Origin of the sequence: Sporosarcina sp. FA9, from assembly GCF_051550205.1 — a bacterium.
Lineage (GTDB): Bacteria > Bacillota > Bacilli > Bacillales_A > Planococcaceae > Sporosarcina.
The window spans coordinates 3,152,152-3,165,814 of the sequence record NZ_CP188819.1 but is presented as its reverse complement, the minus strand read 5'-3'; the positions used below and the strand labels follow the sequence as shown (position 1 = coordinate 3,165,814).

Annotated in this window: 17 protein-coding genes; 15 read left to right on the top strand and 2 right to left on the bottom strand. The window is 37.0% G+C overall.

Going from position 1 to position 13,663, the window contains the following annotated elements:
• Positions 1–117: 117 nt before the first annotated feature.
• The 12 genes from ACP8HH_RS16085 to ACP8HH_RS16030 all read left to right on the top strand — a co-directional run bounded on the left by ACP8HH_RS16085 (position 118) and on the right by ACP8HH_RS16030 (position 8,202).
• Complete coding sequence (locus tag ACP8HH_RS16085; protein ID WP_438313029.1) at positions 118–609, top strand: NUDIX domain-containing protein; 492 nt, start codon at positions 118–120, stop codon at positions 607–609.
• Positions 610–742: 133 nt separating this feature from the next.
• Positions 743–979: a hypothetical protein gene (locus tag ACP8HH_RS16080; protein WP_438313027.1), complete on the top strand. Its 237-nt coding sequence runs from the start codon at positions 743–745 to the stop codon at positions 977–979.
• 268 nt (positions 980–1,247) lie between these two features.
• Positions 1,248–1,640, top strand: a complete 393-nt coding sequence (locus ACP8HH_RS16075) for a hypothetical protein (RefSeq protein ID WP_438313026.1) — start codon at positions 1,248–1,250, stop codon at positions 1,638–1,640.
• A 507-nt stretch (positions 1,641–2,147) separates the two neighbouring features.
• The gene (locus tag ACP8HH_RS16070; protein ID WP_438313024.1) at positions 2,148–2,351 is read left to right on the top strand and encodes a hypothetical protein; all 204 of its coding nucleotides are present in this window, start codon (positions 2,148–2,150) and stop codon (positions 2,349–2,351) included.
• Between the two features lie 345 nt (positions 2,352–2,696).
• Positions 2,697–3,047: a DUF2200 domain-containing protein gene (locus ACP8HH_RS16065; RefSeq protein ID WP_438313022.1), complete on the top strand. Its 351-nt coding sequence runs from the start codon at positions 2,697–2,699 to the stop codon at positions 3,045–3,047.
• Positions 3,048–3,341: 294 nt separating this feature from the next.
• Positions 3,342–4,088 (top strand): class I SAM-dependent methyltransferase, encoded by a 747-nt coding sequence (locus tag ACP8HH_RS16060; RefSeq protein WP_438313021.1) that lies wholly within the window; start codon positions 3,342–3,344, stop codon positions 4,086–4,088.
• 150 nt (positions 4,089–4,238) lie between these two features.
• Positions 4,239–4,724: an N-acetyltransferase family protein gene (locus tag ACP8HH_RS16055; RefSeq protein ID WP_438313019.1), complete on the top strand. Its 486-nt coding sequence runs from the start codon at positions 4,239–4,241 to the stop codon at positions 4,722–4,724.
• A 98-nt stretch (positions 4,725–4,822) separates the two neighbouring features.
• Complete coding sequence (locus ACP8HH_RS16050; protein WP_438313017.1) at positions 4,823–5,281, top strand: GNAT family N-acetyltransferase; 459 nt, start codon at positions 4,823–4,825, stop codon at positions 5,279–5,281.
• 299 nt (positions 5,282–5,580) lie between these two features.
• On the top strand, positions 5,581–6,123 hold the full coding sequence (locus ACP8HH_RS16045) for a hypothetical protein (RefSeq protein ID WP_438313015.1): 543 nt from the start codon (positions 5,581–5,583) through the stop codon (positions 6,121–6,123).
• A 69-nt stretch (positions 6,124–6,192) separates the two neighbouring features.
• The gene (locus ACP8HH_RS16040) at positions 6,193–7,431 is read left to right on the top strand and encodes an NADH:flavin oxidoreductase/NADH oxidase family protein (protein ID WP_438313013.1); all 1,239 of its coding nucleotides are present in this window, start codon (positions 6,193–6,195) and stop codon (positions 7,429–7,431) included.
• A 243-nt stretch (positions 7,432–7,674) separates the two neighbouring features.
• Positions 7,675–7,926, top strand: coding sequence for a hypothetical protein (locus tag ACP8HH_RS16035; RefSeq protein ID WP_438313012.1), 252 nt, complete (start codon positions 7,675–7,677; stop codon positions 7,924–7,926).
• Positions 7,927–8,202, top strand: coding sequence for a type II toxin-antitoxin system RelE/ParE family toxin (locus tag ACP8HH_RS16030; protein WP_438313010.1), 276 nt, complete (start codon positions 7,927–7,929; stop codon positions 8,200–8,202).
• A gap of 131 nt (positions 8,203–8,333) precedes the next feature.
• Here ACP8HH_RS16030 and ACP8HH_RS16025 read toward each other — a convergent pair whose 3' ends face one another.
• Positions 8,334–9,485, bottom strand: a complete 1,152-nt coding sequence (locus ACP8HH_RS16025; RefSeq protein WP_438313009.1) for an MFS transporter — start codon at positions 9,483–9,485, stop codon at positions 8,334–8,336.
• A gap of 70 nt (positions 9,486–9,555) precedes the next feature.
• Positions 9,556–9,987, bottom strand: a complete 432-nt coding sequence (locus ACP8HH_RS16020; RefSeq protein WP_438313008.1) for a MarR family transcriptional regulator — start codon at positions 9,985–9,987, stop codon at positions 9,556–9,558.
• Positions 9,988–10,326: 339 nt separating this feature from the next.
• Between ACP8HH_RS16020 and ACP8HH_RS16015 the strand changes: the two genes are divergently transcribed.
• The 3 genes from ACP8HH_RS16015 to ACP8HH_RS16005 all read left to right on the top strand — a co-directional run bounded on the left by ACP8HH_RS16015 (position 10,327) and on the right by ACP8HH_RS16005 (position 13,644).
• Positions 10,327–10,506 (top strand): hypothetical protein, encoded by a 180-nt coding sequence (locus ACP8HH_RS16015; protein ID WP_438313006.1) that lies wholly within the window; start codon positions 10,327–10,329, stop codon positions 10,504–10,506.
• A gap of 60 nt (positions 10,507–10,566) precedes the next feature.
• A complete protein-coding gene (locus ACP8HH_RS16010) occupies positions 10,567–12,243 on the top strand; it encodes a DUF2207 domain-containing protein (protein WP_438313004.1) in 1,677 nt (558 codons plus the stop codon).
• 231 nt (positions 12,244–12,474) lie between these two features.
• Positions 12,475–13,644 (top strand): AAA family ATPase, encoded by a 1,170-nt coding sequence (locus ACP8HH_RS16005; RefSeq protein WP_438313002.1) that lies wholly within the window; start codon positions 12,475–12,477, stop codon positions 13,642–13,644.
• Positions 13,645–13,663 lie beyond the last annotated feature (19 nt).

The following is a 13,663-nucleotide window of genomic DNA, read 5'->3' as shown; positions in this document are numbered from 1 at the left end:
TGAGAAAGGTTAATTGAAGAATCGCAATAAGGAATTTCATTCTGGAAACGGGTGCACTTCTGGAATAAGAGCTGCTCCTCAAGCGGGCCACTTTAATGAGTATGGGGGGGAACGTATATGACAACAACCTATGTGAATTGGGGAGAAGCAAAAGTAAAACTAACTTGGAAACCCGAAAGCCAATGTCCGCAATATAATTTAATTACAAGCGTTCATGGATTTTGCTTTCATAAGAATAAGTTGTTATTGGTTAATCTAAATCATAGGGGCTGGGACTTTCCAGGAGGCCACATCGAATTAAATGAAACTCCAGTGGAATGTTTGAAACGTGAAGTCATGGAAGAAGGTTACGTTGAAGGAGAATGTCATTTTCTTGGCTATATTGTAGTTGACCATAATGAAAACCCAAATTGGAATGAAGACAGTCCATATCCGATAATCGGGTATCAGTTATTTTATCGTATGGACGTTGAGAAATTACATAGTTTTGCAGGGGAGTATGAAGCTTCGAAAAGACTTTTTATAGACCCTAAGGAAGTTTCTGATTACTACCGTGACTGGCATGAACTATATCAAGATATACTGAATTACGCATCTATAACGGAATGAATGCTTATTCCAGAAATGGGTGCAGTTGTGGAAGATCAACTATTCCTGTAACGGGCCAGATTATTAGTTAAAGATAAAGATGGGAGTTTTCATATCGCATTTAAACATAAGGCGTAGCAGGAAGGTGATTATTATGTATTGGAATTATAGAGTTTTGATGTTTAACAATAAACAAAATGAACCTTGCTTTGAGGTATGTGAAGTTCACTATGATGAAAACCATGACCCTTATGCTTGGGCAGAAAGCCATAATTTACTTGTTTCCGAAACATTAGATGATTTAAAGGAAACTTACGAATATATGGCTAAAGCATTTGAAAGTCCTGTATTGAAGGTAGTTGAAAATAAATTAGTACAAGCGACAGAATAATGTCGCAGTCCAAACATATGTGTAATATATGGAAGTGTTTACGCAACAATTGGAGAAGATTTTTCGAATGCTTTTATTGAAGTTAGTGAAGAAAGAGGATGGAATTTCGGTGGCGGGCTGTACCAGATTGACGAAGAGGGAAATCCTATACCAGATATTGAGTAGAATATACCGCAATTGGATGCAATAATCGAACAAATCTGTGCCCAAATCGGACCAAGTTATCCAGAAGATATAATGAAAATTTGAAGTGCGAGGGGGATAATGTGTGAAACGAATTGGAATTATCTTGGGTATAATTGTAGTCATTGTAGTTGTGTTTATATTTGTAAATAAATCATACTATCCTTCTCTGCCGATTGATAATCTATCCGCAAAAGAAGTAATCGAAAAACTAAAGAAGTCTGATGAAAAGATAGTAGAGATTGCAACAGACGATGATTCCACTTGGTATATCACTAGAAACGAAAATAAAGATAACGTTTTAATAGCAGATGAAATCATTAAACAAATGATTGGTTCAAACGGCTGGGATTTTAAAGACAAGATGGGTGCGGGCCTGTTCTTTGAAAAAGAAGAAGAAAAGTTAATTGTCACTACTCAAATGTGGACTGGAAAATATGTACTTGTTCAGGTACAAAATAAATATAAAGAACTTTAAAATAGTAAGCAATAGGGTGCTTATACCGCATTAGGAAGTGCTGTTTTCTGTTTAGAATTAGAGAGGCATACACTTAGTTAATTGGAGTGGAAGGCAGTCTAAAGCCACGCCCTCGGGAAAGCGTCCGTCTGGAACGCAAATTAACGGGTTTAACACTATTCCAGATTTGGGTGCGATTCCTTTATAAGTGATTGCGTCTATATCACAATCGGAGCAATTATTTAACAGAAAAAAAGGAGAATATGTAGGTGCAAAAGTTAAAGTTAATCCATTAATACTAGTAGCATTAACTATTTAACAGGTGTAACACTTGGAACTTTCGCTTTTTTAAAAAAGGAAAAAGGGTTTATTAAATATATCGCGTTAATTTCCATTGCATAAGGTGTTTTATATGTTGTATTCCTCTTTGCAATATTCGGAGGGGAGATCTAGTTTGGGAAGATGTAGTAATTCCGCAAACGGGACTTCAAATGGTTTTAAAGAAATAACTTACATGGGGGAATATAAATGGTATGGGGAACTATTTTACTATGGATTGTAGGTTTATTTGTTTTGTACGTAGTAATCTTTACAGCAGTAAAGGATGGAATTAACAGGTCAGAGATTGGTAAGTTGATAAAAACGAGGTATGGGGTTAAAGATGAAATTATTTCGGTTAGTGATGATGAAATTGAAAAGGAATTAGAAGATGAATTTAAAGGCTCGGTATAGTGAATAAAGAGTTTTGAAAAGGTTACTCAAAAAAAAGTTGCTGTTGTGGAATAAGCGTTACGCATTAATCGGTACATTTTGAGATGGTGATTATTTGTGTATGAACTAAAGATTCTCATTTTTGCTACTCAACCATTGGGTGTGGAATTGAGTGTTAGGTACGCTGTTATGTTAAATAGATAGTTGGAAAATGAAAAAACCATTGTTTTCGAGGTATAGGAGAAGTACTAATCACAGAACTACCGATATACCACTGAATATACTAATTGCTGCTGAAATAATATCGATGAGATTTCCATTTCATTTAAAGAAACAATCGATGGAATAAATAAAGGAGGTTGTATCATGGTCAAACATAAGATTTATACAATGAGTTTTGCCAAAGTCTACCCGCTTTATATTACGAAGGTGGAGAAAAAAGGGCGTACGAAAAAAGAGGTTGATGAAATCATCCATTGGTTGACGGGATATAGCCAGAATGAGTTAGAAAAAGTACTGGAAAAACAGACGGACTTCGAAACTTTTTTTGCAGAAGCACTGGAAATGAACGCTTCACGGGATTTAATTAAAGGCGTCATCTGCGGAGTTCGAGTAGAAGACATTGAAGAACCGGTGATGCGGGAAATTCGCTATTTGGATAAGCTGATTGATGAGCTGGCAAAAGGGAAAGCGATGGAGAAGATTTTGAGGAAGTGACGATTCAAATTATCTTCATCTTTCATGTTCGTTTAGTAGAATACATGCGATCCAGATATTTTTTTTGTATTTATTGAATAATTGGACCAATAAGTTCAAGAAGAACTTGTGGTTATTGTATAATTCAGTTAAAGTGAGGTTGTGTATAGGCTAAAGCGTGCAAGTGTAATTGTTACTAAGAAGGCTTGATAGGCATTATTGTTTTAATTACTGTTAGGGGGACTCATTTGTGGGGATGTTAAACTTAGTGATTTTCCTGTAAAAGATTAAAAACTTTACAGGAGGAATGTTAAAATGAATGAAGTAGAAGCCCAAAATTTCTATCAAAAACAATTTGAAATGTCCAAAGATGCAGTAGATTTATCGACCATTCCCTTAGAATTTGTGGAAGAGATTGTGGAGCAAGTGGGGAAAGATTTTGTAACGGTTTTAGAGCTTGGTGCTGGAAACGGTTCATTATCCCGCGGTCTCTCAGTGCTTAGTAAAAACATTACAACAGTTGAGTTAGTACCTAAAATGGTAGAATTCGCAAAGCAATTTGAGACACAAAATGTAACTTCACTATGTGGTAGTTTTTACGATATTGATATAAATAATACGTTCGATACAATCTTATATATGGATGGTTTTGGGGTTGGGTCTGATAAAGAACAATTATCATTGCTTAATAGAATTCATAACTGGCTTAACGATGACGGTGTCGCTTTAATTGATATTTATCAACCAAATTACTGGAAAAAAGTAAGTGGTGAACTGATGATGCCTTATCCTAATTCGAATGTTACGAGAATTTATGGATACGATGAAACTCTAGACCGAATGACAGATACATGGTGGAAAGATGATGATCCAAAAGAGAAACACACACAATCATTAGCTTGTTATTTACCAGATGAAATCTATGACTTATGTGAAAGAGCCAATTTAATAATAACTGCATATTATCCCGGAGGAGCAATGGATTTCAAGAACTGGAAGTTTAATGTAACTGTACCTTTGTCAGAATGCTTGAGTTATAGAATTAAGATAATAAAAGCATAATCGTATAGACGTTTAACCCGAATTTTTCTGAGACAAAAGAAGATTCGGGTTAAATTATTTAGTAAAGAAATCTCGACAATCTCGGGCAATGGTTGTGTGAGGACTGAACTGCAATCCGGTCCATTTTATTAAATAAAAGGAGATAAAAAAGTGAGTTTTATTATTCGTACAATGATAAAAGAAGATATTGAAAAGGTGCAAGATGTGGCAAAAAGGAGCTGGAATGCAACCTATGACGGGATAATTCCACATAGTGTACAGGAAAAGTTTTTGAACTCTGCCTATAGTGATGAAATGATGGGAAAAAGATTAAAAGGCTCATTTCTTTTTGTAGCTGAAATGGAAAATGAAGTCGTAGGATTCGCCAATTTCACGCCAGTAAACGATGCATGGCAATCGGAATTAAGTGCTATCTATCTTTATCCACACTGCCAAGGTAAGGGGATAGGCACTGCTTTACTAGAAAAAGGAATTAAGAGATTAGAAGATATTAAAGAAATTTATATTAATGTTGAAAAAGAAAATGTCGTTGGAAGAACTTTTTATGAAGCAAAAGGATTTAAGACAATTAAAGAATACGATGATAACTTTGATGGTCATATTCTGAAAACAGTTCGAATGCGTTTAACGGTGTAATATTGCGATAATCAGGTGCGCGTGTTGGAGAAACATTTTGCCTAGATCGAGTCCTGATTGTGTAGCATAAATAGAAAAATTGGAAGGAACTTTAATAGATGAAAAAGAAAATCAGGAAACTAAACGAGGGCGAACAACTTCCAATGGAGTTATTGTTATTGGCAGACCCAGCAAGAGAAATTGTTGAAGAGTATGTCCAGAGGGGCGAATGTTTTATTGCTGAAATCGAACAACAAACTATAGGGGTTTATGTATTACTTCCTACAAGACCTGAGACGGTAGAGCTTGTGAATGTTGCGGTCGTCGAAGGTCTACGTGGTAGAGGTATAGGCAAAAGTTTGGTGTTGAATGCAATAAGTGTAGCTAAGATAAAAGGTTACAAGACAATTGAAATTGGTACCGGGAATTCAAGCGTAGGGCAACTTGTTCTTTACCAACAATGCGGATTTAGAATAATAGGAGTAGATCCGAACTTTTTCGTTAGGCATTATTCCGGGAAAATCTTTGAGAACGGTATTTGGTGCAGAGATATGATTCGATTATCTCAAGATTTATAGGCTGAACAGCTTATAGCAAAAGGTGCGATTTTGGTATCAGGAATCTATGTCTGAGTAGCTACGATATAAACCAATTGGAGATATTGAATTGCTCCCGCATAAAATTAACGAAAACTTATCGTTAAAGCTAATAAAATTAAGGGGTAGCGAAAGTATATTTGAATGGTAGACAAGTAAAGATGTCATTTAAGAGAATGGCATGTAAAATAGGTAAAGTTTTTACAGCTAAAGCGTGCAATCAATGAATAAGATCTGTATTTCAATCAGTCCGAATAAACTAATTCAGGGAGGGTTGCCATGTGTTTCAGCCTAAAAGCTTTTTTGTAGCTAGTTTGAAAATAATCGGTGTGTTAACAATCGTTTGGAGTTTTGTTCAGATTGCTCCAGTAGCTTTTCAATTTCTCTATGTTTATAATCAACCGGATATGATGCCGGCGAACGATTTGAGTAATTATCGTATATCTCTAATTTTTCAAGTGGTCTATCCCATCGTGCTTTTGAGTATTGGGGTTTATCTGCTTAAAAGTGGAGAAGCTTTAATTCAATTCGCTTTTCGTGACTGGAATGAAAAAAATGAAAAGGGTATTGGTCAATCTTTTATGTTGTTTATGAAGTTGGCGGGGTTGGTTTTAATCATCTATTCCATTCCAACAGCATTTCAACTTTTATCCAATGTACTCTTTATTTCATCAGCTAAAGTAATCGGAACAAGCAATCAACTAAACTTCATTTCTATAAACCTTGTTTCAACAGTTATTAATTTGTTATTGGGTTTATATTTACTGAGGAGTGGAAAGATTTTTTATAAAATCGGCTTCACTAAAAATAATGAGATAGAATGATGAAATTATTGCCCATTGAGCATGACGGGTTTTCTACGTTTTTTGAAAAAGTAAGGAGACAGACTAAAAATGAATCAATCAAAGTCCGTTTTGGGGAATTCACTTCAACTTCCTAATGGAACAATCATTAAGAATAGGATTTTTAAATCTGCGATGAGTGAAGCGTTGGGAACGACTCATCAAAATCCGAGTCAATCACTGGTTACTTTATATAAAACCTGGGCTGAAGGGGGTGCGGGTATTGTCATGACAGGTAACGTTATGATAGATCGAAATGCCTTAGGAGAGCCGAATAACGTTACTATAGAAGATGAACGTGATATAGAGATGTTAATGGAATGGGCGAAAGCTGGAACTGACAATGGAACTCACCTTTGGATGCAACTTAACCATCCAGGAAAGCAATCTCCTAAAATGATTTCAAAAGAACCTGTAGCACCAAGCGCGGTTCCTCTTACTGGAGGTTTAAAACGATTCTTTAACGAACCGCGTGCTCTTAAGGAGTCCGAAATTGAAGATCTGATTAACCGATTTGGAGAAGCGGCAAGAATTGCGAAAAAAGCAGGCTTTTCAGGTGTTCAAATTCATGCAGCGCACGGATACCTTGTTAGCCAGTTTTTATCTCCTATCCACAATCAACGTACAGATGAATGGGGAGGGACCTTGGCGAATCGAATGAGGTTTTTGGAAGAAACATATAATGAAATTCGGAAACAAGTTGGGAAATCATTTCCAATCGGTATTAAACTGAACTCTGCTGATTTCCAAAAAGGTGGATTCACTGAAGACGAGTCCATGGAAGTTCTCCAGAAAATGTCCGAAATAGGGATCGATCTCATTGAAATTTCTGGGGGAAATTACGAGAATCCGATAATGATGGGTGCAAATGTAAAAGAAACAACAAAAAAACGAGAAGCGTATTTTATAGACTACGCAAAAAAGGCTCAGAAATTAATATCTACTCCAATCGTAGTTACAGGCGGCTTTCGTTCTCAAAAAGGGATGGAAGAAGCTGTTGCGAACGGAGAAATTGATATGGTTGGAATTGCAAGGCCTTTTGCTTTAGTGCCAGATTTGGCAAATAGAATCTTTAATGGTAATTATGAAACCGTTCAAGCAAAACCAATCAAAACGGGGATTAAACGAATAGATAAGAGTGCTTCCTTGTTAGAAATCGGTTGGTATGAACAGCAGTTAGCAAGAATCGGAACATCTAAATCTCCAAACCCAAACCATAATGTTTGGTTTTCTATAATACAAAACATTCTAGAGAATGGTCGTAGTGTCTTTTTAAGAAGAAGAGCATAGGTGCTTGTTTTAGGTACCTGTTTGAAAAAGATGGTATTGAGTTTATAAGGAAACCGAATGAGAAAGATGTAAAAGACCTTAATTGGAAATTATTATAGTTTCAAGACAGTTACTAAGCAAATGGGCACAATTTTACGCAATCAGCTTACATCGAAATCCTAATCATTTCGATAACCCACTTCATTTGTTGTATAATTAGGATAAGATTTCAGTTCAAATACAGCTTCAAGGAGGACTTAATATATGAAGAAGATTGAAGGTCATATAGCAGAAGTGATGAGAGAAATTATTTCTGATGGAGATTCACTTGTTGAAATAGATGGAAAGAAGTATTACTTATCTTTAATTGAAAAACCGGAAACAACGGTAGCTGAAGATGTGGAAGCTAATCAAGAGTTAAAACAGAAATTAGGTCAAGCAAAAATGGACATAATGAATGGTAGAACCTACACAACAAATGAAGTAGTTGAAATGATTGACCAGGGAGAACTCTAAATGAAGTTGGAGTGGACTGAACAAGCATTAGAAGGTTTTCGCAATATACGTAGCGATTATTACACATCATCTGAAACTAAGGAATATAAAAAACACTTACTCAAAAATATTCAGGAAAAAGTTTTGCTTCTAGGCACAAGCATTCCGGTGAAAAAAGAGGAATGGAAAGGTAGCTATAAGATTATCATAGATAAATTTATTGTTTATTATTCGTTCTCAGAAGACCAGGATGTTTGTTATATAGAATACTTCATACATTCAAGTCGACAAAAATGATGGTTGCAACAATAGAGTATTTAAAATGCAGAATATAGAAGAAACAAAAGCCTAATTCCTTACTGAAAAGTAGAAGGAATCAGGCTTTTATTTTATGAAATAATACGTTTACAACCCAATAAAACTTGTCCTTAAGTTAGGGAAGGTGTTTGTTTATTGTTCCGTACTATCGTCCAAGTACTGATTATAACGATGATTAAAATCGTAACGGAAAGTGCACCGTATTGGAAGCGAATGCTGTCCTGGTTTGCAAGTTTCCCAATTCCGTCCAGCACAATTGGCGATAAAAATTGGCCTAAAAATATAAAACTGGACGTCACAGCAATCGCCTGGTCCGCTTGATGGAACGGTACGCTATCAAGGGCTTTTAAGACAAGAATAGGAAATAAAGAACCTTGGCCAAATCCGATTAGACAAACACTTAACATAACGATTGGAACACTATATGTAAATGTTAATAAAAGAAAAGCAACACCCATCCCTGAAAGCATGATGGGTATGGCGTAATTTTTAAGAGTCAATTCAATTTGAACGAGTAATAAGCTCGTAATCATACCACCAACAGTCGTGAAAGATATGACTGTACCGGCAAGTGCTGTTCCACCCAACTCACTTTGTTCTAAGTAGATTGCGATGTTTGTTGCAATTGAATAATAGGCTAACATAATCCCGCCCATTGCAAGTGCAAAGCCGAAAACAGCTAAAGGTAGCCTCGATTTCTTCTCATTCTTTTTTGGTTTTTGTAGTTCACCTTTAGGTAAAAAGAAGAAGACTAGTATAAAGATGAAGAGTCCTAAAAAGTACACATTAAAAGGAACGCGCCAGCCAAATGTCGCAAGCCAACCGGCAAGTAACATCGTCAAGATTCCTCCTAAATTACTAAAGGCAGAGTTGTAGCCCATCATTTTCGTTCGTTTCCTACCTACATAATAGTCATTGATAAGTGACATAGATAGAGGCATAACAAGTCCAACACCTGCACCTAAAATTAAACGAAAGAGTAATAATAATTCAATCGTTGGTACGAACTGGGGACCAATCCCACCGATTAAGTAAATGACCAATCCAATCAAAATAATTGTTCTCTTCGTTAGCTTAGAGGTCAAATAGCTGGATAGAAATGAAAATGGAATAATCATTATAGAGGGGGCGGTTAAGATGAGTTTAATCATCGTTGGACTTGCCTCTGGAAAGGCTTTAGCAATGAGTGCTAGTACAGGAGAAATTGCAGCACCAGCCATTACTGTCGCCATCCCAATGGATAAAATTGTTGGTTTGAGCATTTTGTTAATCGTAATCGCTTCCCTTTTATAATATTAAATTAGTTAAACGGATACTATGTGAATCTGCTTTTTACATAGTATCGATATTGATAGTAGCTTGTTTAAAAATTGTACGTAGCGTATTCAAGTCAGAATCGGAGATGTCCTTGAATACTAAGTTCATCATCTCTTTACCTTCGCTTTTTAGTGCATTAAGTGTTTCCCTACCTTTGCCCGTCAATTCTAAGCGGACGACCCGACGATCTGTTTCGTTTCGTAATCGAGAAATGTAGCCATTTTCAATTAATAGATTTGAAGCAGTTGTGACAGCCCCAGCAGTGATATGCAAAGCGCTTGCGAACTCGGACATTTTCATAGGGCCATTTTGTTCAAGCAAATACATAATCCGCGATTGTGAACCTGGAAAGGTTTTCGCATATATATCTTTCCATAGATATTCCGTTTTTCTAGATAACTGCCAGAAAAGAATTTCAAACTCACGAAATTGTTCTAGTCGATCCATTAATACCCTTCTTTCTAATTACTTTAATCAGTATATATTTTAACCATTAAACCTTTTAACAGTGTACGTGTATTTTAGGAATGTGTCAATGATTTAAAAGAGTAAACAAATAAAAGACTGTTATAAAAACACTCATGAAATTTTTATTGATTTCATAGGTTTTTTTATTTTGAAGCGGATGTGGAAATTGGGGTCTATTTAATTACATTTCAAATAATCCGTCACTTGTACTGTTAATTGGGTTGATTGAAGCAATTTTGTTACAGCAACAGTCGGTTATGTGAAAGAAACTGGGATACTCCATGCAATTAATTGGTAAATAGAAAGGAGGGCATGAATATGAGTACAGTGGGAGAAATTCTGCAGTTAGCGATTGAAACGGATATGCAGGGACTTGCGTACTGTGTATTTTGGGCAATATCTGAATGTAAAGTAAGTGCCGAGGAAAACTCAGAAATCCTCGACAACATCGACTACGATGAAGAAACCATCGCCCGAATGATCACAAAAGACATATAGATTCCCAAAGATGAAACTTTTTTGGTCGCATTTCCGTAAGTATATAAAGGAGTGACCGTAATGAAGAAAATAATGATTGTGTTTCTATTTCTAATTACCGTGCTATTTCCGACATCTGCATTCGCTATGGATTTTGAAATATCAGAAGTGATGATTACTGCGGAGTTGCAACCGAACGGGGATGCGGCTGTTATTGAAAAGCATACATATGTCTTTGATAGTAAATTTAAAGGAATTATACGTACGTTGATTGCCAAAAAAGGGTCGGCCATTGCAGATTTTAAGGCTTATGAAAATGGTGAATCTCTTGAAGTGGAACAGAAAAAGGGAGAATATAAGATTTTCAGAACGGGCAAAAAAGAAACAGTTGTAGTTGAAATGCATTACCAAGTTGTGAATGCGGTGCTGAAATATGAAGATGGTGCTGAGTTTGACTGGCCATTTTTTGATAAACGAAATGAAACGGACTATGAAACTATGACAATTGAAGTGTTTCCTCCTTCACCAGCAAAAGAAGTGCAGTACCTTGGTTACGATGCTGCCTATAAAAAAGGGTCGATTAATTCAGAAGGAATGGTAACTTTTGCGGTTGGATATGTTCCGTCGGGTAAAAACGGTGATGTGCGCGTTGTATACGAACCGGAATTATTTCCAGACGCGACGGCTCTTAAAGGAACCATTCGCGATGAACTGATTGCAGAAGAAACGAAAATGGCGGACAAGGAAGCGGCATTTATTGTAGGACGTGTGAATACAGCAAACTATGGCTTCCCTCTAATGGCTGGATTCGGAGTGTTTCTTCTTGGTTTAATCGGATGGGGAACGATTTCATCACGTCGGAAAAAGAGCGACGCGAAAGGTATGGAAGATGGATTTTTAGTTCCGGTAGGGGAAATGAGTATGCCGGCAACAATCCATTATACGACCGGTAACGGTTTCAGTCCGGAGGCGACGTCTGCTGCTTTACTTGATCTCGTTCGAAAAGGGTATGTAAAGCAATTGTCGGACGATGAATTCGAATGTCTAGACCGGGATGTTGATCATCCTCATGAAGAGAGATTGATTAAGTTATTGTTTGGTTATATCGGAAAAGATGAAGTCTTCAAAATTAAGGATTTGGAAGTGTATACGAAGAATAAGAAGAATCATGAATCGTATAATACAGCCCTGTTAAAATGGCGTGAGGGATTAGTAGAGGAAATAAAGTCAAAAGAGCTATATGATCAAAAAGTTGGGTTGAGATGGATTATTGCACTGTTGAGTACGGCAATGATTGTTGTCACGATACAGTTTGGAATTTATGAACTATTTATGTATATGGCGATCACGATTGTCCTGGTGATTGGTGGTTTATCATTTGCGGCCTTTTACAAACCTAGAAACAAAGAGGGACATCGTATATTCCAAGAATGGCGTCAGTTTAAAGAGGCGTTTCGTGATCTTGACCTCGATGAATGGAAACGTTTATCTACAGATGACAAGTTCCGTTCATATGCGTATGCAATCGGTTGTGGAGACAAAAGCTTTGGCAAACAGTTCACCGAATTTGCAGAAGCCGAAAACCGAACAAATCGTGAAGGTTCCAACTTTGGAAACTCGAGCTTTGTCTATTTCAATCCAATCATGATGAACTCTTCTTTTGTAAGTGCGAATACGAATACAGCAGCCAGTGACTCTTCAAGTTCCTATTCTGGCGGAGGAACCGGAGGCGGCGGTGGCGGTTCGGGAGCATTTTGACGCAGAATGCACAATCATTCATTAAAGAAGGTTTACAAAACCACGTATGCAATCATCGTCGATTGCATACGTGGTTTTCCTATTTTAAAGCCTGGTTGGTAACTGTCTGAATAGTGTCCAAATTGCGCAGGGGACTGTCACCCTGAAAAAGGAATAGAATACTGCTTTTGAAACACACTGTATTATGAGGGAATTTGCCATTTTTATTTCATATGAGGGAGTTAACCAAAAATGAGAACTACGAATCTTGGGAAGTTAACAGAAATTAGAGATGCGCTCAATTCGAAATTTTACGAACGTGAAAAACAGGTGGAAGGAATTCTTGTGGCCCTTCTTTCCAGGCAACATATGTTGATGATTGGTCCTGCGGGAACTGCAAAATCAGCATTGTCGGTGGAGTTGGCGAAGATTGTAAAAGGAACAGCGTATTTTCAGTGGTTGCTCACTCGGTTCAGTACTCCCGAAGAAGTGTTTGGTCCGCTGTCTTTAAAAGACCTTGAAAAGGGTGTATACAAAAGAGTTACAGCGACAAAAATGCCGGAAGCTCATCTTGTTTTTTTGGATGAAATCTTTAAAGCGAACTCTGCAATTCTAAACAGTTTATTGACGCTAATTAATGAAAGACTCTTTTATAATGATGGCTCGCCGGTCCAAGTTCCCTTGATGTCTGTAATCGGTGCGTCCAATGAATATCCCGAAGAAGGGGAAGGCCTTGAGGCGTTATTCGATCGTTTCCTTTTACGCTTTGAAATTGACTTTATCGCAGATGAAACCAACTTTGTTTCTATGATGAAAGGCGTTGGACAAACTCAGAAAATGCCGTCCATCACTAAGGAAGAATTGACGCAATTTCAGTTGTTGACGGATAAGGTAATCATTCCCGACGAAGTATACGAAGCCCTATCTAAGATTCGCGTAGAGTTGCGAGATGAAGGAATTCGGCCGTCAGATCGAAGGTTCAAGCAGTCCTTAAGTGTGTTGCAAGCGAAGGCATTGCTTAACCAAAGGCAAGTTGTCAATGTTGATGATATCGAAATCCTTGAAAATGCGCTTTGGGAAACCGTGGACCAAAAAAGTACCGTGTCTAACGTGATTCGCAATCACTCTCAAAATGTTGTTACTCAAAGCCTTTACACCATACAAAATGAGGCGACGGACGTTTATTATTCCATGGTGCAAGATCATTCACCAGAAGCTGGAATGGAAGCGAATGTAAAAATGAAAGCTTTATTAGCTGATTTGAATCAACTTAAAACTCACAATCAGAGTAGAAAAGACGACATCAATGGATTAATCGATAAAGTGACCTCGATGCAACATGAAATTTTAGACCGCATTTTAGATCCGTATTATTTTGATGCACAAAACGGGAAGAGGCAGTCTACCAACGTCTTTTTTTAAATACGAAAGGGAGTGTACG

Excerpts from the sequence above, each read along its gene's own strand:
- ACP8HH_RS16085 (WP_438313029.1), top strand. The coding sequence starts at position 118 with ATGACAACAACCTATGTGAATTGGGGAGAAGCAAAAGTAAAACTAACT.
- ACP8HH_RS16080 (WP_438313027.1), top strand. The coding sequence starts at position 743 with ATGTATTGGAATTATAGAGTTTTGATGTTTAACAATAAACAAAATGAA.
- ACP8HH_RS16070 (WP_438313024.1), top strand. The coding sequence starts at position 2,148 with ATGGTATGGGGAACTATTTTACTATGGATTGTAGGTTTATTTGTTTTG.
- ACP8HH_RS16065 (WP_438313022.1), top strand. The coding sequence starts at position 2,697 with ATGGTCAAACATAAGATTTATACAATGAGTTTTGCCAAAGTCTACCCG.
- ACP8HH_RS16060 (WP_438313021.1), top strand. The coding sequence starts at position 3,342 with ATGAATGAAGTAGAAGCCCAAAATTTCTATCAAAAACAATTTGAAATG.
- ACP8HH_RS16050 (WP_438313017.1), top strand. The coding sequence starts at position 4,823 with ATGAAAAAGAAAATCAGGAAACTAAACGAGGGCGAACAACTTCCAATG.
- ACP8HH_RS16040 (WP_438313013.1), top strand. The coding sequence starts at position 6,193 with ATGAATCAATCAAAGTCCGTTTTGGGGAATTCACTTCAACTTCCTAAT.
- ACP8HH_RS16035 (WP_438313012.1), top strand. The coding sequence starts at position 7,675 with ATGAAGAAGATTGAAGGTCATATAGCAGAAGTGATGAGAGAAATTATT.
- ACP8HH_RS16030 (WP_438313010.1), top strand. The coding sequence starts at position 7,927 with ATGAAGTTGGAGTGGACTGAACAAGCATTAGAAGGTTTTCGCAATATA.
- ACP8HH_RS16025 (WP_438313009.1), bottom strand. The coding sequence starts at position 9,485 with ATGCTCAAACCAACAATTTTATCCATTGGGATGGCGACAGTAATGGCT.
- ACP8HH_RS16020 (WP_438313008.1), bottom strand. The coding sequence starts at position 9,987 with ATGGATCGACTAGAACAATTTCGTGAGTTTGAAATTCTTTTCTGGCAG.
- ACP8HH_RS16015 (WP_438313006.1), top strand. The coding sequence starts at position 10,327 with ATGAGTACAGTGGGAGAAATTCTGCAGTTAGCGATTGAAACGGATATG.
- ACP8HH_RS16010 (WP_438313004.1), top strand. The coding sequence starts at position 10,567 with ATGAAGAAAATAATGATTGTGTTTCTATTTCTAATTACCGTGCTATTT.
- ACP8HH_RS16005 (WP_438313002.1), top strand. The coding sequence starts at position 12,475 with ATGAGAACTACGAATCTTGGGAAGTTAACAGAAATTAGAGATGCGCTC.